A 21524-nucleotide genomic window follows, 5' to 3' on the forward strand; every position below is an offset into this window, starting at 1 on the left:
ACGCCGTGGTCACGACCTTCCACTCGGCTGGACGGCGGGTAGTCTGTGAGTCTAGATGTCCGCGTCGGTCCGATCCGGTCGGCGCGGACTCGCACGTGGTGGCACGACGAGGTCCCGGGTGCACTCCGGGGGACTTGTCGGTGAGGGAGTTGGCGAGATGTCGAGGCGGTTGATCGCGGGCCTGGTGTGTCTGATGGTGGGTGTCCTGTCGACACCGGCCATCGCCGATGCTGCCCCCAAACAGGTGGCCCGGATCGCCAAATCCGAGAAGCTGAGTGCCCTTCGCACCGACATCTGGGTGTTCTCCCCGGCGATGAACGAGCGGATCAAACTGTCGGTGCTCACTCCGGTCGGCGGTTCGACTCCGCGCTCGACGGTCTACATGCTCGACGGTGCCGGCGCGGAGGGCGAGGTCAGCGACTGGATCACCAAGGGCCGTGCCGGACGCTTCTTCGCCGATAAGAATGTGAACGTCGTGCTCCCCACCGGTGGCAAGGGCACCTTCTACACCGACTGGCAGAAGAAGGACGCCGCGCTCGGCAAACCCATGTGGGAGACCTTCCTCACCAAGGAACTCCCCCCGCTGATCGACGCCCGGTTCGACGGCAACGGACGCAATGCCGTCATCGGGCTGTCGATGGGTGGGCAGGCCGCCTTCTCGCTGGCCATCCGGCACCCTGAGATGTACACCGGTGTCGCCTCGCTCAGCGGCTGCCCGCCGGTGTCCGGCCCGGTCAACGAGGCCTATGTCCGGACCACCGTCGGCCGTGACGGTGGCGACGCCACCAACATGTGGGGGCCGTTCGGCTCCGCGGGCTGGCGCGCACACGACCCGAGTCTCCATCTGGACCGGCTGCGGGGAAAGAACATCTTCATCTCGGCCGGCTCGGGTGCCATCGGTCCCCTCGACCTGCAGCGCCGGATCGAGCCGGACGAAGGACCGCCCGAGGTCGTGACCGCATCGTCGTCGGCGCTCGAACTGGGTGCCTACCGGTGCTCGCTCGAGTTCGCCATCACGCTGCGCGCCGCGGGCGTCCCCTACACCGACGGGTTCCGCCTCATCGGGACCCACACGTGGGCCTATTGGGAGCGTGACCTCGGTGTTCTTTGGCCGACCATCGGCCGCGGACTCTAGCCGGCGTCCGCACGCGGGTCGAAACTCAGCTCCGGGGTCCGTCCCAGCTCTCGGCGAACTGCAGGAACACGTCGTCCTCGTCGGAGTTGGTGACTGTCACCCGGACGCCATCACCATCGAACGGCCGGACCACCACCCCGGCGTCGACGCAGGCGCGTGCGAAGTCCATCGATGCCGCGCCCAGGTCGAGCCATACGAAGTTGGCCTGCGAATCGGGCACCCGATAGCCGGCGTCGCGTAGTCGAGCGGTGACGCGGGTACGTTCGGCCACAACCGCATCCGTGCGGGCCAGTAGTTGCTCGCCGGCTTCGAGGCTGGCGAGCGCCGCGGCCTGTGCGACGCTGCTGACCGAGAACGGGACGTGGACCTTGCCCAGGGCCGTGATGACCTCCGGGTCGGCGATCGCGTAGCCCACGCGCAGCCCGGCCAGTCCGTACGCCTTGGAGAAGGTGCGCAGGACCACCAGGTTGGGGAACTCGCGGCGGAGCTCGAGGGCGTCGTACGCCTGATTCGACGGCAGGCGCAGGTACTCGAAGTACGCCTCGTCGAGTGCGACGACCACATCCGACGGCACGCGCTGCAGGAAATCGCGGAGGTCTTGCGCTTCGACGACGGTGCCGGTCGGGTTGTTCGGGTTGCACACGAAGACCAGACGCGTCCGATCGGTCACCGCGTCGGCCATCGCGCGCAGGTCGTAGGTCAGGTCTCCGGTGAGGGGCACCTGCACGGGCGTCGCGCCGGCAACACGCGTGGCGAGAGGATAGGTCTCGAACGACCGCCATCCGAAGACCACCTCGTCGCCCGGTCCGCTGGTGACGAGGATGAGGTTCTGGCAGAGGATGACCGACCCGCAACCCACCTGGACCTCGTCTTCGGTGACACCGAGCCCCTTGGCCAGTGCCGCGGTCAGCTCGACCATGCCGTTGTCCGGGTAGCGGTTCACGGCTGTGGCGGCGGCGCCTATTGCCTCGATGACGCTCGGCAGCGGACCCTCGGTGACCTCGTTGCTCGCCAGTTTCACGGCTCCCGGGAACGTCTTGCCCGGCACGTACACGGGAAGGTCGTCCAGATCGGGGCGGATTCGCAGGCTCACCCGACCAATGTAGGCCGCGGCGCCGGAGAGGCAGAAACCGGCTCTGACCAACCGGTTTGCTTGTCGCCGCGAAGGGTGTGTAACCTTTCGACTCGGCAGTTCGAAAGGACTCCGCCGGGAGGCGTGCCAGAGCGGCCGAATGGGACTCACTGCTAATGAGTTGTCTCGCTAAAACGGGACCGGAGGTTCAAATCCTCTCGCCTCCGCCAACCGCAGTCGGCCGACCGCGGTACAACTGAAGACCGGTACACCTGAAAAGCAGGACAACTGAATATCACGCGCCCGTAGCTCAACGGATAGAGCATCTGACTACGGATCAGAAGGTTTGGGGTTCGAATCCCTACGGGCGCACAGAGAAATCCCCTCCACCAGCACAACCGGTGGAGGGGATTTCTGCTTTCCCGCGCCACCCACGGTGCCTGCGCTCGTGTCCCACTCCGGACCACCGGGGCCGCGCAACCCACCCGAGCCGACCGGGTGCGGCAATGGCGCGCAGAATTAAAGATGGTCAACTTGCTCTTGTTTGCATTTAATCGAAGTGGGTACTCCTCGTGCAGCGCGAAAACGCGTCGTGGGCCAACCGCCCGCGACCGTCAACAACACGAGGGGCGCACGATGACCAGCAACCAGAATCAGATTCAGCACGGCGGCCAGGGCGGGTACCCGGCGGGACCCGCCGGTGGCGGCGCTTATCAGGCCCCGCCCGCAGTTCGGCGCAGCACCGAGACCAAGGCCTCGACCAAGACGACGGAGCTGATCGTCTTCGTTCTCGCTGTGCTCGCGGTGGCCATCACCGCGCTCGTGGTCGGCGGTGACGACGGGAACCCGGACCCGTTCGACGCCGCAGTGGCTCTGAAGTACATCGCCTGGCTGACCATCGGCTACATGATCGCCCGTGGGCTGGCAAAGTCCGGCAGCCGCGAAACCTACGACGGTCACTGAGAAATCCTGGACGCCGGATCTCGCGCGGGCTGGTTCAGAAGGTCCGGCGCTCGAATCCCAACGCGCACCACAGAGGCCCGTCACCGATCTATCCCGGTGGCGGGCCTCTTCTGTGTGCGCCGGAACCCTGGGTGGGTGGACGAGGTCCCGGTGCACACGCTCTGGGCACACGACGGTCATCTCGGTGACCGTGTCGTGCTGGACGAGTCGTTGTGATGTCATCCATCCTCGCCGGTGTTCGCGTCGTCGACACGAGTACGGCACTACCCCAATCGGGGGGACGGTGACTACGCGTGGAGTACCACCAACTGCTGGGTTGCCCGTGTCATCGACACGTAGCGGTCGACGGCGCCCTCGGTGCCCGTGCCGAAGGAGTCGGGATCGACGAGGACCACGAGATCGAATTCGAGCCCCTTGGCAAGAGTCGGGGTAAGCGACCGCACCCGATCGGTCTCGGCGAAGTCCGGTTCACCGATCACGCACGCGATCCCGTCTGGATGTGTCGACGTCCACTCGTCGATCACCGTGTGGAGGTCTCCGCGATCACGATAGATGACCGGAATACCCGCTCGCCGAACCGAAGTCGGTACGTTCGCGTCGGGTAGCGCGGCACGGATGACGGGCGCCGCCGCCTCCATGATCTCTTCGGGGGTCCGGTAGTTGATCGTCAGTCCCGCAGAAGTGACGTCTCTCAACCCGACGCGTCGGAGGCGCTCCGCCCAGGATTCGATGAAACCGCGCCGGGCCTGCGCGCGGTCGCCGACGACGGTGAAGCTCTTCGACGGACAGCGGTCGATCAGCATCTGCCACTGCGCGTCGGTCAGTTCCTGTGCCTCGTCGACGACGATGTGCGCGAACGGTCCGGCCAGCGGGCCGGCGGTCTCGGTCGCGGACCCGTCCCCGAGATTGTGGCGCAGGTTCTCGTGCCGGAGCATCGCCATCAGGCCCTCGCCGTCGTCGTGGACCTCGGCGGCGATCAGGTCGTCGACCACCTGGTCGATCTTCTCGCGCTCCGCCTCGAGGTCGGTCCGGTGCCTGCGGCGTCGGACCGACGCGTCCGGATCCCCGATCCGGCGATGGGCGCGGTCGAGAATCGGGAGGTCGGCGTCGGTCCAGGCGTGCGGGGTGGTGCGCTGCAGCACACGGATCTCGGCGGGACTCAGCCAGGGCGCGCACATGCGGAGATAAGCGGGCACCGACCACAGGTCTCCGACGATCTCGGCTGCGTCGAGCATCGGCCATGCCTGCGAGAATGCCCGCACGAGTTCGTCGTTCGCCGCCAACGCGCGACGCAGCGCGTGGACGGGCACGTCGTCGTCGTGTCGAGTGGCGATGATCGACACCAGCTCCTCCCACACCTCGTCGCGGGCATCGTTGTGTGCGGTGCCGCGTTCCGGGGCGTCGAACGCATCCGCCCAGTCGGACGGAGTCAACGTCGTTTCCGTCCAGGGTGTTTCGACCACGAGGGTCGTCGTGGGCGGTTGTTCGTAGAACCTCACGGCCGGTTCGACCGCCTCGACCATCTCGGCCGACGACTTCAATCGCGCCACGTCGACGTCGGTTTCGATTGTCGCCGAATCACCTTCGGCGGTGAGGTCGGCGAGGGTGCACGTCCGAACGCTCTCCTCGCCGAGGCTCGGCAGCACATCGGCGACATAGGAGAGGTAAGGCCGGTGAGGTCCGACGACCAGCAATCCGCCGCGATTGCCCGCAAGGCGCGGATCGGCGTAGACGAGGTAGGCGGCACGATGCAGCGCAACGACGGTCTTGCCCGTCCCGGGACCGCCGTCGACGACGAGAGCGCCGCGCGAGTCGGCTCGGATGATGGCGTCCTGATCGGTGGCGATGGTGCCCAGGACATCTCGCATCCGTGGGGAGCGACTCGCGCCGAGATCGGCGAGAAAGGCCGACTGCTCGTCGAGAGCGGCGTGCGAGCCGAGTACCGCGGGGTCGTCGACGAAGACCTCGTCCCAGTAGTCGGTGATGCGGCCGCGTGCCCAGCGATAGCGGCGTCGGCTCACCAGCCCCATCGGGTCACGGCGGGTGGCGGCGAAGAACGGTGCGGCCAGCGGGGTGCGCCAGTCGACGAGCAGCGTCCCGCCTGCGGGATCGGTCAGCCCGAGCCGGCCGATGTACAGGATTTCTCCGTCGTCGCGGACCAGGCGACCCAGGCACAGGTCGAGACCGAACCGCCGCAGGGTTCGTATGCGCGAGCCGAGTTGGTGGATCTCCATGTCGCGGTCGACGGCCTGGCGGCCCTTGCCGCCGGCCTCGCGTCGGAGTCTTTGGAGCCGTTCGTCGGCGGACGCCAGGGTGCGACGCACATTGGTGGTCATGGAGGCGAAATGTCGCGTGTCGTAGGCGATGAGCGCGGGATCGTTCTTCGCGGACAGTCGGTCGGAGAGGGCGAACACCGCCGCGGTCGTCGAGGTCGCGTCGATGGTCGAGGAGTCGATGGTCGAGGCGTCGGGGACTGGAGTTTCGGGGATCGGGGTTTCGGGGACTGGGGGCACAGAGAGGGCTCCGAATCGGCAGGCGGCGGGGGGATCCAGGCAGGTGAGACAGCGATTCTGCCCCAGATGGGGGGTCTTGCGGCAAGCCCCTGTCCAGGGCTTATGGTGAAGAGGGATCGAGAGACGCCGGGCGCGCAGGTGAAGCGGACCCCGATTCCACTTGACCCGGTCGAGCCATCAGCTGTTGCAGCCCGCGGTGCTGTATGTGAAAGTACTTTCAGTTCACTACGGTGAACTTCTATCGGTGGGGCCTGTCAGGGGGCTGCCGCCCCCGAGCGCACGGGGGTGGGGCGGCAGCGCGGCCACGGGTCGCCGTCAATTGCTTTTCGCGGGTCATCCCGCCCAGAACTCATTCGACCGACTGGTCTCTTTCGTCGCGGCATCGTCGTGGCCTGCGGCTTTTCGATGGTCGGCGTAGGCGCTCGACGTCGCGCCGTATGGTCGAAGGCGGAATGACGCGCGGCGTTGCGCCGATTCGCCGGTTTCGGTCGGTGGTCTCGACGCGTCGTCGACGACTATCAGGATCTCGACCGGAGGCCGACCATGGGACAGCCGTACGGGACGCCGAATCCCGGCGCCCGCGACCCGCGGCGCCCCGACGGGCCCATCGGTCAGACCGGTGGGGCGTCTCGAGATCTGTACGGTCAGCCCGTCGCTCCACAGCTCTATCCACCGCTCGGGTACGCCTCGGACGGCACCCCGCTGTTCCGTCCCGGCCAGCCGACCGACACCGAGCTGAACCTGGCCGAGCGCGCCGAGCGAGCGGAGGCCGAGCGCGTCGCGACCGTCGAGCGTGAGGCCGACCGCGCAGATGGCCAGCGAGGGTCGCGCATCCTCGACGTGCCCACCGCGACGCTGGTCCTGACTCTGGGCGTGGTGGTGCTGCTCGTCGTGGCTTTCGTCGGTTTCCTCGGACTCCGGGAGGGGTCGTCGGACGAGACCGTCGCCGAATCGCCTCTCGTCACCGACACGATGCCGCTCCCACGCACCTTCGAGCCGCCCAGCCTCAGCCCGCCCGACCCGGGACGGCAGCTTCCGGGGCAGCCGGCAGAACGGATCGACCCGCAGAACAAACCCGTGACCTACGAGGCGACCATCGACGGGCAGGCCACCATCCTCTATGTCGACGATGCGGGCCTGCGCTCGGAGTTCGCGCCGACGAATCCGTGGACCGTCCAGTTCACCGGCGGGCTCAATCCACTGCGTCTGCTGGTGATCGCCGGGACGGGTAGTTCGGTGAGCTGCTCGATCACCGTCGACGGGGAGGTCGTGGTCGAGGACACGGTCACGCCGTCGTCGACGCGCCGAACTGCGTCCTGCATCGCCTGACCGTTCACGTCCCCGCCATCGCGAATCGGGGCCGTCGGTGGGGTGACCTGCTCGTCCGATGTGTGATCGGGGCCGTGGCTCGCTACCTTGGTCACGTGAGTTCTCCGCAGACAGCCCCCGACAGCGGTCAGTCCTCCGCCTCCAACGACGAGTTCAAGACGATGCTCACGTGGCGAGGCGAAGACACCGATCGACTCGAACAGGTCCGCCTGGTCGTGTCCGGCGCACGCCTCAAGGCATACGGACGGATCATCGCCGCGGCGACCGCCGACCACGAGGCCTTCTCCGCGTCCTACGAGCTGCAGACCACCGATGCCGGTGTGGTCAAGCGGCTGACCGTGCACCTCGTGCGCACCGACGGTGAGACGCAGTTCGGTATCACCCGCGACGACGAGGGCACGTGGCTGATCCGTCGTCCCGACGGGGAGACCACCCGGTCGGATTTCGGCGGCGCCGAAGACGTGGACCTCGCACTGTCTCCCATGTTCAACGCTCTGCCGATCCGGCGCCGCGCCCTGTCGTCGTCGACGCCCGGAACGGTCAAGGTCCCGGTTGCGTATATGTACCTGCCCAGTGGCGAGGTCAAGCCGGCGACGATGTCGTACACCGCGGGCAAAGACGGGTTCCGGGTGGTTTCACCCCTGGCGACGACCACGATCACCGTCGACGAGAACAACTTCGTCGTCGACTACCCGGGCCTCGCACGCCGGGTCTGACACGGCGCGGGTTCAGCCCACCCACACCCGGCCCTGATGGGCCTGCCTGCGGAGTTCCTGCTGCCAGCCGTCGTCGCCGATGCTGACCCCGGCGATCACGTCCGCGGTACCGGAATGCAGCTGCTCGTAGGCCGCCCGGGCCCGATGCCCGTCGTCGATGAGCACCTCGACGGTGCCGTGGTCGCGCAGTTCGTCGCGCACGGCGACGAGGCGGTCGATGGTCTCGCTGAGGACGTTGAGCACGGCGATGCCGTTGGCCTCGATCATCGCTCGCTGCAGGGCGGGTGCGGTGCCGGCGACGCGGGTGCCGTCGCGGAAGCTGCCGGCTGCCAGACGGAGGGCGAGGTCGCTCTCGCCCGCCCCGACGGCGGCCGTTGCCGCGGCGGTCAGGTGCGGTAGATGCGAGATCGCCGCGACTGCCCGGTCGTGTGCGTCGGGAGCGACCGGTACCACGCGAGAACCGACGGCCACTGCCAGCGACGCGACCGAGAGCCAGTCGTCGGCCGGCACATGGTCGGTTGTGATGACGGCCCACATGGCCCCGTCGAACAGGGTGGCGTCGGTCGCTGCCCAGCCCGACGAACTGGTCCCTGCCATCGGATGTCCGCCCACATACCGCCCGCCGGGATGCAGATGAGTGAGGACGCGCGCGACCTCCTGCTTGACGCTGATGACGTCGGTGACCAGGACGCCGGGAGCATGCTCGGCGATGGCCGTCACCAGCGGTTCGATGGTGGTGACCGGTGTCGCGAGCACGACGAGCGCGTCCGACGACGCCGCGCGGTCAAGTGTCGCAACGAGATCCGAGGACGCGTCATAACCGTCGCCGGTCGCCGCATCGACGGTCACGGCGGACCGGTTGTAGCCGAACGCCTCGTGCCCGGCGGCGTGCAGGGCCCGCAACAGTGACCCGCCGATGAGGCCGAGGCCCAACACGCAGACCGGTCGGGAGAGGGCACGAGCGGGGGACGACGGCGCGGCAGTCACCCTGACACGTTCCCATACCGGTCATGCCCGGTGAACCGGGACTTGGGAGTACCGGTGATAGGGGCTACGGTTTGCTGCATGGCTGCTGCCGGATTTGGGAAGTCGGGGTCGGACACGCAGGACGTGGACGACGACATCGACGGTTTTGCCGTGGCAGTCGTCCGCGACGAGGGTGGCTGGAAGGTCACCGCGATGAAACCGTCGGCGCTCTCCGATCTCGAGGACGCCGAGACCCAACTGCGTGAGCTGCGTTCCGCCGGCGCGGTGTTCGGGCTTCTGGACGTCGACGACGAGTTCTTCATCATCGTGCGGCCGTCCCCGACGGGAGCTCGACTGCTGATCTCCGATGCGACTGCCTCCGTCGACTACGACATCGCGGTCGACGCGCTGGACGCTCTGAACGTCGAGGTGCCCGACATCGATCCGGACGAACTCGACCAGATCGATCCGTGGGAAGAAGGGGATCTCGGGCTGCTCGCCGACCTGGGACTGCCCGATGCGGTCATGAGCGTCATCGTCGGCGACACCGATCTCTATGCCGACGAACAACTCGGCATGATCGCCGCACGGCTCGGATTCGCCGACGAGCTGGGCAAGGTCCTCGATTCACTCGGCCACTGAGCCGGTAAGAACCCGCGCGATGAGTGCGCCCCCCTGGGAAGCCATGGTTCGCGCCGCGCTCGACGCGGCGACGCTGTCGGGAGCCGATGACGTACCCATCGGTGCGGTTGTGTTCGACCCCGAAGGCGTCGAGCTGGCCCGTGCAGCGAACCGGCGTGAGGCAGATGCCGATCCGACGGCGCACGCCGAGGTGCTCGCGCTACGCGCGGCGGCACAGGCTTTCGGCGACGGGTGGCGGCTTCCGGGCTGCACGATCGCGGTGACGGTCGAACCCTGCACCATGTGTGCCGGCGCGATCACGCTGTCGCGGGTCGACGCCGTCGTGTTCGGCGCCTGGGAGCCCAAGACGGGTGCGGTCGGCTCGTTGTGGGACGTCGTGCGCGACCCACGGTTGTCGCATCGCCCCCAGGTGAAGGGCGGCGTCCTCGAAGCCGAGTGCCGCGCGCTCATGATCGACTTCTTCGCCGCCCGACGACGCCCCTGAACCGACCGTCTAGGGGTCGCGCGACATCAAGATCGGTGAGATCTCAGGGTGAGGACCGGTGGTCGTGGACGCGCAGTCCTGGCAGATTGGACGGCAGTATCCCGACCCGCGAGGAGTAGTCATGACCGATCCGTCCGACAAGGTGACCGCGGCCTTCGACACCGCGAAGGCGAAGATCAACGAGCTCGCCGAGAGCGGCAAGGTGCAGGAGGCACTGGGCACCGCCCGGGACAAGATCGACGAGATCGTCGAGAGCAAGCAGGTCCAGGACGCCCTGGGCACCGCGAAGGACAAGCTCAACGACCTCGCCGAGAACGAGAAGGTCCAGGAGGCCTTCACGACCGCCAAGGACAAGATCAACGAGGTCTCGCAGAAGTTCAACAACCGCTGACAGGTCGCTGACCTGCGGTCATGCAGCTCAGTGCACACCTGTGGCACGGTGGGATGCGGGAGTCCGCTCCTACAGGCGGCGCCAGTGTCGAGCAGCCGGCGCGACGGTCGTCGCCGAGTTCTTCCACATCGGACGGCACCCGGCCGCGCCGAACCTCAACCGAGGAGGCTTCATGGGAACCACGGACGACGCCAAGAACAAGGCCGAAGAGCTCAAGGGCCGCGGCAAGGAAGCCGCCGGCAGCCTCACCGACGATCAGGACCTCAAGAACGAGGGCAAGGGCGATCAGGCGCAGGCCCAGGGCAAGCAGAAGATCACCGAGGCCGCAGACGCAGTCAAGGGCAAGATCGACGACGTCAAGGACAAGCTGACCGGCCACTAGTCCACCACGGCGCTCGGCTGTGCTCCCTGAGGTGCGAGGATCGCAAGCGTTGTGCCCTTTGCTCCCTGAGGTGCGAGGAGCGCAAGCGTTGTGCCCTCTGCTCCCTGAGGTGCGAGGAGCGCAAGCGTTGTGCCCTCTGCTCCCTGAGGTGCGAGGAGCACTAGCGACGAGCCTCGAAGGGCCTGGTGAGACACGTTGCGAGACCCTTCGTGGCTCGCTTCGCTCGCACCTCAGGGAGCATGGATTTCGGACACTCACGAGTGTTCTTTCGTGGTCCACGACGGCCGCTAGGCCGGAGCTACTGAGGTGCGAGGAGCGCAAGCGACGAGCCTCGAAGGGCAGTCCGCCTGCCTTGACACACACTCCTGAGCAGCCGATTTAAGTCTGACCGCGGGTCTGCGGTACAGTCTTCGGCGGTGGCGTGTCCGAGCGGCCGAAGGTGCAGCACTCGAAATGCTGTGTGCGGTAACCCCGTACCGAGGGTTCAAATCCCTCCGCCACCGCCAGAAATGGGCCCCCCATCCTCACGGGTGGGGGGCCATTTCGCTGTCCGTGTTCTGCGCCGTCGGATCAGCCCAGGCTGAACGGTTTCCCGTACACGGCAATCGACTGCGACACGTTGTCGGTCGAGACGCTCACCTTGGCGTACGAACGGGCCTGCGCATAACCGGCGCAGCCGTTCACCATCATGGTCTCGTTGGTGTAGGCAAGAGTGCCCTTGCCGCCGGTGAAGTTGATCGACGACGAGTGGCCGGCCGCGCCGAAGGCGTCCTTGTACTCGCGGTCGTTGATCACGTAGTTGACCGCCTGGCCGGGTCCGATGGTCACGCCGGCGCCGGTCTCGGCCGTCGTGGTGGCGCTCTGGAGGTCGTAGTTGGGTGCGGATCCGCCGGCGCGGCTGTTCGAGTTGCCGCCCAGCGTCAGCTGGCAGCCGACGATGTACCCCGAGCCGACACCGATCTTCGCGGCCTTGTCAGATGTGGTGACCACGTACTTGCCCGACACCCATGCGTTGCGGTGCAGGGGCGTTGCCCCCATCGACGGGGTGATCCGCGCGGATTCGTTGCTGCGCGTGATGGTCACCGTCGTGCCGTCTTTCATCTTCTTGGTGACGGACTGTCCGGGGAGCTGGACGGTGGTGTCGGCCTGTGCGGGCGCGGCGGTCAACGCGGGTAACAATGCTGCGCAGGCGATTACGGTCGCGGATGCGATCATCCGGGTGGGCGCGGTGCGGCGCTGGGGGGTGGTCATGGTGGCTCCGATTCGGCGAGTTATGGTCAGGGTCAGCGGTTTCGAGGTCAGCCGATGGAGAACGGCTTGCCGTAGAGGTTCACCTTCTGGTGCACCTCGCCGGTGGTCTCGATCGTCGTGAATGCTCGTGCCTGGGCGTAGCCGCCGCAGTTCTGCACGTCGATCTGCGCGTCGTCGTAACCGAGATGGTAGGTGCCGGCCTTCTCGATGTTCTTGCTGGTCAACACCACGAACGTGACGTCGCCGGCAGCGAGCGGAACGGTCAGGGTGCCCGAGAGGGACGGTGCGGTCGGGGTGAGTGATCCCGACAGGCCGCCCTGGAGTCCCTTGATGTTCACCTGGCAACCGATGATGTAGCCGGTGGACAAGGTGGCGGCAGCCCCGTTGGTCGCGGTCCCGTTGCTCCCGGGCAGGGTCGTCTCGCCGGCCGCGCCGACGCTCGGCCCGGCCTTGGCGGGCTTGAGATTCGGTGCGTACAGGGTGATCTGACCGCTGACCCAGGTGGTCCTGGACACGCCGTTGGCGGCCATCGACGACGACACCCGCGCGGTTTCCTCGGACCGGACGATCTGGATGCCTTCACCTTTCGCGGTACCGCCCGGAAGCCGCATGAAGGCGTCTGCGCCCGCCGACGCGGCGCCGGCCAGCAGCGCGGCGGTCACCGAACCGCCGATGAGTGCGGACAGTCCGACGGCCCGCAAGGTTTGTTGTGTCATCTCGTGCTCTCCTCGTGTCATCTGCCCGTGCGTGAACGGGTTGTCGCAATGTCTCGGGAACTCATCGCAGGGGGATGGGCACCGTCAGCTGCGGCAGGGTGGCGATCGTTGGTGAACGTACCCTAAGTACGAGATGAGTGAAAAACTATGTAGGCGGGTTGACACCGACCCGATCGGTAAAGGTAGCCTAACCTCTGCAAGGCGGGGGTTTCCTACCGGCGCGTGCTGGTGGGGTCGCCCGCGAGTTGTCCGAGTTCTGCTGCAGTGCAATTGAACTCGCTATGCATACGGGGATGTGTGAGTCAGACGTCGGGTTCGTGTTCGCTGCTGGGCGCAGCTCACGACACCCACGGCGCGTTGCCTGCGGTGCACACCGGCGATGCTGTCATCGATTTCGAGCGGTTCTACGAGTCCGTGGAGTGGATGGCGGGACAACTGGCCTCCTGCGGAGTTTCCCCGGGAAGTCGGGTGGGTCTCGCGATCCGCACCGGTTGGGAGTTCGTCCTCGCCTGGCATTCGTTGTTCGAATCCGACGCAGTCACGGTACCGATCGACCTCGGTCGACGCGGCGAGCCGACCGATCCGGGCGTCGTCGACTTCGTCTTCGCCCATGTCGACCAGTGCGCCGAGATCGAGGAGTTACTCGAAGCTGTTGTGGCTCAGAGTCAATCCCGGGCGATGTACCGGGTGGCCGACGACTTCGTCGTGGTAGCGCTCGGGGCGTCCGATCCGATGCGGAACGAGGGCGGCCTCATCGCCGACGCCCAGACCGGAGCACTCGACACGGCCGGTCAACTGGTCGCCGAGGCGGCATGGATTGCCGAGGTCGACGGAGTGCGGCGCGGCGCACGTGTCCTGCTGGAGGGTGATCTCGGTAGCCGCGACACCATGCTCCGGATTCTCGCTTGCGCGTCGGCCGGGGCGTGCGTTGCTGTCGACGCGCCCTTCGGTGTCCCCGAGTGGGGCATCCCGGGCGCCTGATGACCGGAGGCCTCCCGTCGCCTCAGCGCAGCGCGACCGCAACTCGCTCGGCGAGGTCGGTGTCGCGTCGGCGATCGAGAAGCTCGAGAACCTCGTCGATCGTCGAATCCGACGGCAGCCAGAGCGATTCCGCGAGTGCCCGGGTGAGGCGAGTTCTGGATAGCCGCGCGGGCCGACGCCCCAGCAGTGTCAAGATTGCCGCGGTCGGTGATGCGGTGGAGTACTCGGCTCGTCGAACGGCGAAGGTGTGTGGGCCGAAGTCGAGGAACACCGGCGCGCCCGGTGCGAGCTCCAGGGTGTCGATGAACCGTTTGATCGAACCCGACCGTGCCTGGACGGATGCCCACGTGAAAGTCTGCGGGCCGTGGGAGGTCTCGAGCGTTACGGGTGCGCCGGGACCGACGCCGAGGACGCCGGCGAGGGCGCTGGGGATGTTGAATCCTGTTCCGCGACATTGTGCCGGGGTGATCGTCGTCGCCCAGTGCACGACGTCGCCCTCGAGATACAGGCCGCGGGTCCGGCCCGGCGTCCGACGCGGACGATGTGGACGTACGCGACGAGTGACAGTGCCGTCGCGTATCTGGAACTCACCTGCGCCGGCATATGCACGGATCGTGGCCTCGCTGACGTCGTGACGGTCGCGGATCGTCGCGATGATGTCCCCGATGGGGGCTGCCCCGTCGCCGTCCGCGAGAATCGAAGCAATCTGCAGATGCACCGGCTCATATGTCCGAAGTCCCCACCCGGCGAGGCCATAACGGGTGCGATCGGTCTTGACGATGCGCGCATCCGACGCGAGAGAGTTGCGAATACTGTTGTGGGCGCGCGGAATCGCCGAAGTCGCGTCGACGATCTGGTCGAATGTCGAAGGTGTGCCCCGTATGGTCAGCGCGGCCACGACGATGTCACCCGTCGTCGACCGGGCAGCGATCGCATGGCCGTCGAGTACCTCGTATCCCACCCGCCGCAACCACCGGGCGGTCGAATCGTCGGACAGGCCCAGATGATTCGCGACCGCGCTGATCGGCGCCACTCCACTTGGCCGGGCCGCGTCCGAGACCGCCGACCGCGTGGATTCCGCGACAGAGCGCAGCGTGCCCCGGATGATCCAGTCCTCGGTGGTGCGCAAACCCGACGCCGCGGCCACCACCCGCCAGCAGGGTGCCTCGGCGTCGCCGACCGGCACTCCCGCGAGAGCCGAGTCGGCCATGAGCTGAGCGGCATCGGCAACGGGGGTGGCCCGCAGACTGATCGTCGCCGACAGTTCGGACAGGTCGGGGCTCGCCTCGATCACCGAGGTCAGGCGGTTGCGGATCGAGCGGTCGATCTGGGTGACCCGTTCGCGCGACAGTTCGAGGAGGCCGGCGACTTCGGCCTGTGTGCGAGGGCGAGGAGCGTAGATGCGTTCGGTCAGCACCCGCCGTTCCTGGTCGGACAGTGTGGCGTCGAACCCGGCGAGTGCTCGCACGTCACGCGACGATCGTCCCGACGACGGTCCGTTCGGGTGCGCGCTCATCGGTGGTGCTTCCTCAACGGGTTGGGTGGCGTCGGTGGAACGATGGCCCGGCTCGAGTTCGGCTCGCTCGCGAGGGCCGCGCGGAGCACATCACAGGCTACCGGGGAAGCGCGGACGGGCCGTTCGGTCGGCCGGTGGCAGCCACAGCCGATTGTCCCCCGAGCACAAAGGTCCGGAGGAAGTCTGGCCCCCGCGACCGTTTCCGTTCAGTCCTCGTTTCCATAGTGTTCTGGATCACATCAACGACGAGATTGTGGAGGCAAGACCGGTGACCAGCACGTACTTCGCATGGGATCTGATCCATCGTGCCGACGCCCCGTGTGTTCGCGATGACAGCGTCGCCCTGGACTACGCCGGCTTCGCGCGGCGGGTCGAGGGCGCCGCCGAACAGCTCACCCGCCGTGGCGTTCGACGAGGTGACGTCGTGGCGACCTTCCTGCCGAACCGGATCGAACTGCTGGTGACGCTGATGGCGGCGTGGCGGATCGGCGCGGTGGCCACACCGGTCAATCCGGCCTTCACCGCCGAGGAGGTGGAATATCAGCTGACCGACTCGGGCGCGCGCGTCGTGATCGTCACCAGCGCAGAAGAAGTCGGTTCTGGACGTGACCACCTTGTCGTGGATGAGCTGGCGACGACGCCGAGTTCGGGCCGGCGGGGTTCGTATTCACCGGCCGCCGCCGATGACGCACTGCTCATCTACACCTCCGGCTCCACCGGCAGGCCCAAGGGCGTCCGATTGACGCACGGCAACCTGCACTACATGGCGTCGACGATGGTGACGCACTTCGGTCTCACCGACGCCGACCATGCTCTCCTGGTATTGCCGCTGTTCCACGTGAACGCCATCTGCGTGAGCTTCCTGGCGCCGATGCTCGCAGGTGGGCAGTTGAGCATCACCGGGAAGTTCTCGCCGTCGCGGTTCTTCGACGACGTCGCCCGACTCGCCCCGACGTACTTCTCGGCCGTGCCGACGATCTACGCGCTTCTCGTGTCCCAGGACGGCCTCACCCCGGAGGCCACCGCGTCCCTCCGGTTCGCAGTCTGTGGGGCTGCTCCGATCTCGAGGGAACTGCTCGACCGGGTGGAAGGCGCCTTCGGCGTACCTGTGGTCGAGGGTTACGGTCTGACAGAGGGCACCTGTGCGTCGGCCTGCAATCCGGTTGACGGGGTGCGCAAGCTCGGGACCGTCGGGCCGGCACTACCGGGTCAGCGGATCTCCATCGTCGACGAACACGGAGCCCAGGTGCCCGCCGGTGAGATCGGCGAAGTGGTCATCAGCGGACCGAATGTCATGCGCGGCTATCTGAATCGTCCGGAGGCGACGGCGTCGACCATCGTCGACGGGCGGCTGCACACCGGTGATGTGGGACGCCTCGACGAGGACGGCTACCTCACCCTGGTGGATCGCATCAAGGACATGATCATCCGCGGCGGGGAGAACATCTACCCCAAGGAGATCGAGAACGCCCTCGCGACCCATCCCGATGTGCTGGAGTGCGCGGTCGTGGGCGCACCGGACGAACTGTACGGCGAGTTGCCGGTCGCGTTCGTCGTCGCGTACCCGCACCGCGAGGTGGACGCGGAGACGCTGGGTGCTCATCTCGCTGATCGGCTGGCAAAGATCAAGCAGCCGAGCATCATCCACGTCGTCGACGAACTCCCGCGCAATCCTGTCGGGAAGATCGACAAACCCGCACTGCGGTCCGGTCTCCGCAGTCCGCAGCCCATCTGACAGGCGCATCGACTCGATCTCGGCACCACCACCGTGGCTGCCGAGACGGTGACACGCGCGTAGAGACCGGCGATGCCAACCCGCCACACGACAAATCGACACATGAAAAGGAGTGCACACCAATGGGACTCACCCAACCAGACTTTCCCCAGGTGGATCCGGAGACCTTTCTCCAGAGGCCGTTCTTCGATCGGATCCGCGTGCTGGGAGCGCACTGGGCCGACCACGGGTTCGGCACGCCGAAGATGGTGCACCTGATCTATCTGATCAAGGTCTTCGTCTTCTACGGCGGGGTCGGGATCGCGCTCGCGACGCTGACGTCCGGACTCAACCCGCTGCACGTGACCGAGTGGTGGAACCAACCGATCGTCTATCAGAAGCTGGTCTTGTGGACCGTCTTGGTGGAGGTGCTGGGCATCGGGGGGTCGTGGGGGCCGCTGGCCGGTCACTTCAAACCGATGACCGGTGGGCTCCTGTACTGGCTCCGACCCCAGACGATCCGGCTCCCACCGTGGCCCGGCAAGGTGCCCTTCACCGCAGGGGACTCCCGCACCCCGTTCGACATCGCGGTCTACGCACTCATCCTCGCGAATCTAGTGGTGGCGATTGCGCTTCCGGGGATCGCGTCGAGCTCACTGGACTCGGTTGTGGCCGACAACCAGGGACTGGTCAACCCCGCTCTGATGTACCCACTCATCGCACTGTTCGTGGTGATCGGACTGCGCGACAAGGTGATCTTCATCGCCGCTCGTTCCGAGCAGTACCTCCCGGCGATGATCTTCTTCGGCTTCCTGCCGTTCATCGACATGATCTTGGCACTCAAACTGCTCATCGTGTCGGTGTGGGTCGGCGCCGGTATCTCCAAGCTGGGACATCACTTCTCGATGGTCATCCCACCGATGCTGTCGAACACCCCGTGGCTGCCGAGCAAGCGGATCAAGCGGGCGCACTACCGCAACTTCCCCGAGGACATGCGGCCGTCGAAGCTGGCCGGGGGTGTCGGCCATGTACTGGGCACCATCGTCGAGGTCATCACGCCCCTGGTCCTGTTGTTCTCGACCAGCAAGTCACTCACCGTGGCCGCGGTGGTGCTCATGGTGGGCTTCCACTTCTTCATCCTGTCGACGTTCCCGCTGGCTGTTCCACTCGAGTGGAACCTGCTCTTCGCGTATGCCTCGGTGTTCCTGTTTCTCGGGTTCCCGGCCTGGGACGGTTACGCGCTGTCCGACACGTCGATGCCGTGGGCGATGGTGCTGATCGCCGCTGCACTCTGCTTCTTCCCCGTGCTCGGCAATCTCCGCCCGGACCTGGTCTCGTTCCTGCCGTCGATGCGCCAGTACGCAGGCAACTGGGCATCGGCCACCTGGGCCTTCGCCCCAGGTGCCGAGGAGAAGCTCGATCAGCACATCGTGCGCCCCGCGAAGAACACTCGCACCCAGCTGCTCGCGTCGTACCCGGCGGAGGTCGCCGACGTGGTGATGCATCAGCTGCTCGCCTGGCGGTCGATGCACAGCCAGGGCCGCGCCCTGTACTCGCTGTTGATGCGCCACCTCGGTGCCGACATCGACACCTATACCTTGCGAGAAGCGGAGTTCTCGTGTAACTCCCTGGTGGCCTTCAACTTCGGCGACGGACATCTTCACGACGAGAGGCTCATCGCGGCATTGCAGCGGCGCTGCAACTTCGCGCCGGGCGAGTTCACGGTCGCCTGGATCGAGTCACAGCCGATCCACAAGGGCACGCAGCGGTTCAAGGTGATCGACGCCGCGCTCGGTGTGGTCGAGACCGGCACCTACCGGGTGATCGACGCGGTGAACGAGCAGCCCTGGTTGCCCAACGGTCCCATCCCGTTCCAGGTCGACTGGACCCTCGACGTTGACGCTCGCCGCGCCGTCACCGATCCTGAGGTGGTGCATGAACCGCAGATGCGCTCCGAGGACCGCAGCGCGACGCAGGTCCGGCTGACCGATCAGGCGCCGCAGTGACCACAGCTGTCGTGGTCGGCGGCGGGCCCAACGGGCTCGCCGCCGCTCTGCACCTGGCGCGCAACGGTGTCGACGTGCAGGTCCTGGAGGCGGCCGACACCGTCGGCGGCGGGGCCCGGTCCGGAGAGCTGACGGTCCCCGGCGTCATCCACGACCATTGCTCGGCCTTCCATCCACTGGGCGTCGGCTCGCCGTTCTGGGCCGAGGTGGGTCTCGAACGGTACGGGCTGGTGTGGAAGTGGCCCGAGGCCGACTGCGCACATCCGCTCGACTCCGGCGACGCCGGACTGCTGTTCCGGTCGATCGGCGCCACCGCGGCGGGCCTGGGCGCCGACGGATCGCGCTGGCAGGCGATGTTCGGCGACCTGGCCGAGCATTTCGACGATCTCGGCGATGATCTGCTCCGCCCCGTCATGCACGTACCCGGTCATCCGATCCGGCTCGCCTCGTTCGGTCCGCGAGCGATCCTGCCGGCCACCGCGCTCGCGCGCTGGTTCCGTACCGAGCGTGCCCGTGCGCTGTACGGCGGGATCGCGGCACACCTGTTCTCCCGGTTGGACCGTCCGCTCACCGCGTCACTCGGGCTCATGATCGCGGCGAGCGGACACCGCTACGGCTGGCCCGTGGCCGAGGGCGGCTCAGGGGCGATCACCGCGGCGATCGTCGGCGCACTGCGGGATTCGGGCGGCAAGATCGAGACCGGTGTCCGGGTGAGCTCGCGTGCCGACCTGCCGCGGGCGGACATCACGCTGCTGGACCTGTCCCCGGCGCAGGTTCTCTCGATCTTCGGCGACGAGATGCCGGCTCGAATCCGCCGCTCGTACCGGCGTTATCGGGTCGGGTCGTCGGCGTACAAGGTCGACTTCGCGATCGACGGTGACATCCCGTGGTCGAACCCGGAGTGCCTGCGGGCCGGGACAGTGCACCTCGGCGGAAGTCTCGAGGAGATCGCGTACACCGAGCGGCAACGCGCGGCAGGGGTGTTGGTCCAGCGGCCGTTCGTCCTACTCGGTCAGCAGTACGTTGCCGATCCCGGTCGCAGTGCGGATGGCATCAACCCGATCTATGCCTACGCGCACGTTCCTCGAGGGTTCGACGGGGATGCCACCGAACAGATCGTTGCGCAGATCGAGAGGTTCGCGCCGGGATTCCGCGACCGGATCGTGGCGACGACCAGCACGGGTACCGAGCAACTCCATGCGTCGAATGCCAATTTCGCGGGTGGCGACATCATCGGCGGCGCGAATGACGGACTGCAGATGGTGCTGCGCCCCCGCGTAGCGCTCGATCCGTATGCGATCGGCATACCGGGCGTGTACATCTGCTCCCAGGCGAGCCCGCCCGGTGCCGGAATCCACGGGTTGTGCGGCTACCACGCCGCAGAGTCGGCACTGCGGTACGCACGGTCGCTGCGATGACCGCTTCGCGACCTCCGCGGGCCCTGTCGATTCCAGCGGGTGATGCCGCGCGGGACCGGTTGGCGGGCGTGCCGGCCGCGGCCGGATCCGAACTGCTGGAGCAGGCGTCGGTGATCGCGAAGACATTGCAGGAGAACGTGTCCGACATCGTCTCCGAGCTGAGTGCCATGATGGCCCGGGAGATCGATCAGCTCGACACGGATCCCAAGCTCGTGGAGCTGCTCGAGGCGAGCGTGCACGGCAACGTCTCCACGATCATCCACGTACTGGCGAACGACATCCCGATCGAGCACCTGCAACCGACCACAGCTGCAGTGGAATACGCGCTGCGGCTGGCACAACGGGATGTGCCGTCGAACTCGCTCGTCCGGGCGTACCACATGGGCCAGAACAGCGTGATGCGCCGGTGTTATCGACTGGTCGAGGATCTCGACCTCGACGCCGAGGACTCGATGGCGCTGACACGGCACATCTCCGACGTCCTGTTCGGCTACATCGACTGGATCTCGCTGTACGTGTTCGAGGCGTACGAGGATGAACGCAGCCGATGGCTCGGCGTCGAGGGCAACGTGCAATCCTCGGCCATCCACTCGTTCCTCGCCGATGCCGAACCGGATGAGCGTGCCTTCGAATCGGAGACCGGCTACCGGCTGGACCGGCGCCATCTCGCGCTGATCCTCTGGTCGTCCGACGACGAACCGCGGGAACTGGCCGTGCTCACCCACGCGGCGTGTGATCTCGCCACCCGTCTGGGCGGAGGCGCCGCGCCGGTTGTCACCGCCATCGACCGCTCGACGGTGTGGGCTTGGATTCCGCTGGCCGGTCGGGATGACACCGACGAGTCGTCCGTGATCGGGGTGCGCACAACCGTTCCGGCGGGTATCCGCGTCGCGATGGGTCTGCCCGCCTCCGGGGCCCGGGGGTTCCGGCGAACGCATGAGCAGGCGCGTGCCGCGTACTCGGTGGCGACCATGCCGGCTGGCTCGGCGGCCCGGGTCATCGGATTCGGCGATCGGGGCGTCGCCGTGGTGTCCCTGCTGGCACAGGATCTCGACTCGACGCGTGCCTGGGTCCACGAGGTCCTCGGTGGGCTTGCCGAGGACACCGCGAATGCGAACATGCTGCGGGAGACGCTCTCGGTGTACTTCGCGACGAAAGAAAGCCATCTGCACACTGCCGAACGCCTCAACCTGCATCGCAACACGGTGAAATATCGCGTCGGCAAGGCCCTGGCAGAGGTCCCCGCCGGTCGCGACCGCCTGGATCTCGCGCTCGCACTCACGGTTTGCGAGTTCCTCGGACCGGTGATGTTCGCGCGCTGAGCATCGG

19 protein-coding genes and 3 tRNA genes are annotated in these 21524 nt (G+C 66.9%); 16 read left to right on the forward strand and 6 right to left on the reverse strand.

Translation table 11 applies throughout. The features are described from left to right. Positions 1-157: 157 nt before the first annotated feature. A complete protein-coding gene (locus ACFW3F_RS06655; protein ID WP_388055539.1) occupies positions 158-1135 on the forward strand; it encodes an alpha/beta hydrolase in 978 nt (325 codons plus the stop codon). A 25-nt stretch (positions 1136-1160) separates the two neighbouring features. Here ACFW3F_RS06655 and hisC read toward each other — a convergent pair whose 3' ends face one another. Continuing rightward, complete coding sequence (gene hisC / locus ACFW3F_RS06660; RefSeq protein WP_388055541.1) at positions 1161-2228, reverse strand: histidinol-phosphate transaminase; 1068 nt, start codon at positions 2226-2228, stop codon at positions 1161-1163. Positions 2229-2345: 117 nt separating this feature from the next. On the opposite strand from hisC, the gene ACFW3F_RS06665 reads away from it, so the two are divergent. The 3 genes from ACFW3F_RS06665 to ACFW3F_RS06675 all read left to right on the forward strand — a co-directional run bounded on the left by ACFW3F_RS06665 (position 2346) and on the right by ACFW3F_RS06675 (position 3170). Beyond that, positions 2346-2437, forward strand: a tRNA-Ser gene (locus ACFW3F_RS06665). Between the two features lie 69 nt (positions 2438-2506). Continuing rightward, positions 2507-2579, forward strand: a tRNA-Arg gene (locus tag ACFW3F_RS06670). A gap of 264 nt (positions 2580-2843) precedes the next feature. Continuing rightward, positions 2844-3170: a hypothetical protein gene (locus ACFW3F_RS06675; RefSeq protein WP_388055543.1), complete on the forward strand. Its 327-nt coding sequence runs from the start codon at positions 2844-2846 to the stop codon at positions 3168-3170. A gap of 287 nt (positions 3171-3457) precedes the next feature. On the opposite strand, the gene helR is transcribed toward ACFW3F_RS06675, so the two are convergent. Further along, a complete protein-coding gene (gene helR / locus ACFW3F_RS06680; RefSeq protein WP_388055680.1) occupies positions 3458-5626 on the reverse strand; it encodes an RNA polymerase recycling motor ATPase HelR in 2169 nt (722 codons plus the stop codon). A 600-nt stretch (positions 5627-6226) separates the two neighbouring features. Here helR and ACFW3F_RS06685 point away from each other — a divergent pair. Then, positions 6227-7012 (forward strand): hypothetical protein, encoded by a 786-nt coding sequence (locus ACFW3F_RS06685; protein WP_388055545.1) that lies wholly within the window; start codon positions 6227-6229, stop codon positions 7010-7012. Between the two features lie 161 nt (positions 7013-7173). Next, the gene (locus ACFW3F_RS06690; RefSeq protein ID WP_388055682.1) at positions 7174-7728 is read left to right on the forward strand and encodes a putative glycolipid-binding domain-containing protein; all 555 of its coding nucleotides are present in this window, start codon (positions 7174-7176) and stop codon (positions 7726-7728) included. A gap of 12 nt (positions 7729-7740) precedes the next feature. Here the strand turns inward: ACFW3F_RS06690 and ACFW3F_RS06695 are convergent, their stop codons facing one another. Continuing rightward, positions 7741-8715 (reverse strand): prephenate dehydrogenase, encoded by a 975-nt coding sequence (locus ACFW3F_RS06695; protein WP_388055547.1) that lies wholly within the window; start codon positions 8713-8715, stop codon positions 7741-7743. A gap of 78 nt (positions 8716-8793) precedes the next feature. Here ACFW3F_RS06695 and ACFW3F_RS06700 point away from each other — a divergent pair, with 78 nt between their 5' ends. The 5 genes from ACFW3F_RS06700 to ACFW3F_RS06720 all read left to right on the forward strand — a co-directional run bounded on the left by ACFW3F_RS06700 (position 8794) and on the right by ACFW3F_RS06720 (position 11099). Continuing rightward, positions 8794-9336, forward strand: a complete 543-nt coding sequence (locus ACFW3F_RS06700; protein WP_064570831.1) for a tRNA adenosine deaminase-associated protein — start codon at positions 8794-8796, stop codon at positions 9334-9336. Positions 9337-9355: 19 nt separating this feature from the next. Further along, a complete protein-coding gene (locus ACFW3F_RS06705) occupies positions 9356-9820 on the forward strand; it encodes a nucleoside deaminase (protein WP_388055549.1) in 465 nt (154 codons plus the stop codon). Positions 9821-9941: 121 nt separating this feature from the next. Further along, positions 9942-10211: a hypothetical protein gene (locus ACFW3F_RS06710; protein ID WP_064570833.1), complete on the forward strand. Its 270-nt coding sequence runs from the start codon at positions 9942-9944 to the stop codon at positions 10209-10211. A 172-nt stretch (positions 10212-10383) separates the two neighbouring features. Further along, entirely contained in the window at positions 10384-10593 is a 210-nt protein-coding gene (locus tag ACFW3F_RS06715) for a CsbD family protein (RefSeq protein WP_064570850.1), read from the forward strand. Positions 10594-11008: 415 nt separating this feature from the next. After that, a tRNA-Ser gene (locus ACFW3F_RS06720) sits at positions 11009-11099 on the forward strand. Positions 11100-11163: 64 nt separating this feature from the next. Here the strand turns inward: ACFW3F_RS06720 and ACFW3F_RS06725 are convergent. After that, positions 11164-11844 (reverse strand): MspA family porin, encoded by a 681-nt coding sequence (locus tag ACFW3F_RS06725; protein ID WP_388055552.1) that lies wholly within the window; start codon positions 11842-11844, stop codon positions 11164-11166. A gap of 47 nt (positions 11845-11891) precedes the next feature. Then, on the reverse strand, positions 11892-12560 hold the full coding sequence (locus tag ACFW3F_RS06730; RefSeq protein WP_064570851.1) for an MspA family porin: 669 nt from the start codon (positions 12558-12560) through the stop codon (positions 11892-11894). 297 nt (positions 12561-12857) lie between these two features. Here ACFW3F_RS06730 and ACFW3F_RS06735 point away from each other — a divergent pair, with 297 nt between their 5' ends. After that, a complete protein-coding gene (locus ACFW3F_RS06735) occupies positions 12858-13541 on the forward strand; it encodes an AMP-binding protein (protein ID WP_388055554.1) in 684 nt (227 codons plus the stop codon). 22 nt (positions 13542-13563) lie between these two features. Here ACFW3F_RS06735 and ACFW3F_RS06740 read toward each other — a convergent pair whose 3' ends face one another. Then, positions 13564-15057: a sigma factor-like helix-turn-helix DNA-binding protein gene (locus ACFW3F_RS06740; protein WP_388055556.1), complete on the reverse strand. Its 1494-nt coding sequence runs from the start codon at positions 15055-15057 to the stop codon at positions 13564-13566. A gap of 268 nt (positions 15058-15325) precedes the next feature. Here ACFW3F_RS06740 and ACFW3F_RS06745 point away from each other — a divergent pair, with 268 nt between their 5' ends. The 4 genes from ACFW3F_RS06745 to ACFW3F_RS06760 all read left to right on the forward strand — a co-directional run bounded on the left by ACFW3F_RS06745 (position 15326) and on the right by ACFW3F_RS06760 (position 21517). Next, positions 15326-16792, forward strand: a complete 1467-nt coding sequence (locus ACFW3F_RS06745; protein ID WP_388055558.1) for a class I adenylate-forming enzyme family protein — start codon at positions 15326-15328, stop codon at positions 16790-16792. Positions 16793-16914: 122 nt separating this feature from the next. Next, positions 16915-18777, forward strand: a complete 1863-nt coding sequence (locus ACFW3F_RS06750) for a DUF3556 domain-containing protein (RefSeq protein ID WP_388055560.1) — start codon at positions 16915-16917, stop codon at positions 18775-18777. Then, a complete protein-coding gene (locus ACFW3F_RS06755) occupies positions 18774-20195 on the forward strand; it encodes a phytoene desaturase family protein (RefSeq protein WP_388055562.1) in 1422 nt (473 codons plus the stop codon). Before ACFW3F_RS06750 ends, ACFW3F_RS06755 begins: the two co-directional genes overlap by 4 nt. Further along, complete coding sequence (locus ACFW3F_RS06760) at positions 20192-21517, forward strand: PucR family transcriptional regulator (RefSeq protein ID WP_388055564.1); 1326 nt, start codon at positions 20192-20194, stop codon at positions 21515-21517. Before ACFW3F_RS06755 ends, ACFW3F_RS06760 begins: the two co-directional genes overlap by 4 nt. The last annotated feature ends 7 nt before the right edge of the window (positions 21518-21524 follow it).

It is taken from the genome of Gordonia sp. NPDC058843 (genome assembly GCF_042743165.1).
Classification (GTDB): Bacteria; Actinomycetota; Actinomycetes; order Mycobacteriales; family Mycobacteriaceae; genus Gordonia.

Excerpts from the sequence above, each read along its gene's own strand:
- ACFW3F_RS06700 (WP_064570831.1), top strand. The coding sequence starts at position 8,794 with ATGGCTGCTGCCGGATTTGGGAAGTCGGGGTCGGACACGCAGGACGTG.
- ACFW3F_RS06725 (WP_388055552.1), bottom strand. The coding sequence starts at position 11,844 with ATGACCACCCCCCAGCGCCGCACCGCGCCCACCCGGATGATCGCATCC.
- ACFW3F_RS06705 (WP_388055549.1), top strand. The coding sequence starts at position 9,356 with ATGAGTGCGCCCCCCTGGGAAGCCATGGTTCGCGCCGCGCTCGACGCG.
- ACFW3F_RS06685 (WP_388055545.1), top strand. The coding sequence starts at position 6,227 with ATGGGACAGCCGTACGGGACGCCGAATCCCGGCGCCCGCGACCCGCGG.
- ACFW3F_RS06715 (WP_064570850.1), top strand. The coding sequence starts at position 10,384 with ATGGGAACCACGGACGACGCCAAGAACAAGGCCGAAGAGCTCAAGGGC.
- ACFW3F_RS06690 (WP_388055682.1), top strand. The coding sequence starts at position 7,174 with ATGCTCACGTGGCGAGGCGAAGACACCGATCGACTCGAACAGGTCCGC.
- ACFW3F_RS06675 (WP_388055543.1), top strand. The coding sequence starts at position 2,844 with ATGACCAGCAACCAGAATCAGATTCAGCACGGCGGCCAGGGCGGGTAC.
- ACFW3F_RS06760 (WP_388055564.1), top strand. The coding sequence starts at position 20,192 with ATGACCGCTTCGCGACCTCCGCGGGCCCTGTCGATTCCAGCGGGTGAT.
- ACFW3F_RS06710 (WP_064570833.1), top strand. The coding sequence starts at position 9,942 with ATGACCGATCCGTCCGACAAGGTGACCGCGGCCTTCGACACCGCGAAG.
- ACFW3F_RS06750 (WP_388055560.1), top strand. The coding sequence starts at position 16,915 with ATGGGACTCACCCAACCAGACTTTCCCCAGGTGGATCCGGAGACCTTT.
- ACFW3F_RS06655 (WP_388055539.1), top strand. The coding sequence starts at position 158 with ATGTCGAGGCGGTTGATCGCGGGCCTGGTGTGTCTGATGGTGGGTGTC.
- ACFW3F_RS06740 (WP_388055556.1), bottom strand. The coding sequence starts at position 15,057 with ATGAGCGCGCACCCGAACGGACCGTCGTCGGGACGATCGTCGCGTGAC.
- ACFW3F_RS06730 (WP_064570851.1), bottom strand. The coding sequence starts at position 12,560 with ATGACACAACAAACCTTGCGGGCCGTCGGACTGTCCGCACTCATCGGC.